Origin of the sequence: Neobacillus drentensis (assembly GCF_036965245.1) — a bacterium.
GTDB lineage: Bacteria > Bacillota > Bacilli > Bacillales > Cytobacillaceae > Neobacillus > Neobacillus drentensis_G.
In genome coordinates this window covers 10,754-11,171 of sequence record NZ_JBALPG010000129.1, presented here as the reverse complement: position 1 = coordinate 11,171, position 418 = coordinate 10,754, and the positions used below count along the sequence as shown (strand labels likewise).

Genomic DNA, 418 nt, shown 5'->3' with positions numbered 1-418 from the left:
CTTGAATTGCTTCTACAAATTTCAACATAAATTCATCTGCTTGCGTCATTGAATACATTTCGAAAAGTGCAGCAGATCCTTCAAGACCATCAAGCACATCGTCCATGCTCATAGCAAGTTGAAGAATGTCTTCACGTTCAATCGGAGTAATAAATGCATCATTTAATTCTTTAATAACTTCATGAACAAATGAATCTCCTTTAGTTTCCAAATCCTTCATTTTCTCTGAGAAAATTTTCAAATCACTAACATTTTTTAATTTGTATTCGGTAAAGAAATTTGCACTTTCTTTAAGGTTAGCGGAAATGTTGCAAAGTAATATTGAAAATTTGTCATTTTTTTTGAAAGCCATTTGATTACCTCCAATTTTTCGTTCGTAAGTTGTTTCTTTAACTTAATCATTTTACTTGAAAAATGT

1 protein-coding gene is annotated in these 418 nt (G+C 30.4%); it reads right to left on the bottom strand.

What is annotated here, in order from left to right; all coding sequences use genetic code 11:
* Positions 1 to 352, bottom strand: a 352-nt coding sequence (locus V7150_RS21450; RefSeq protein WP_335522329.1) for a DUF47 domain-containing protein, incomplete at its 3' end; no start/stop codon positions are given.
* Between the last annotated feature and the right edge of the window lie 66 nt (positions 353 to 418).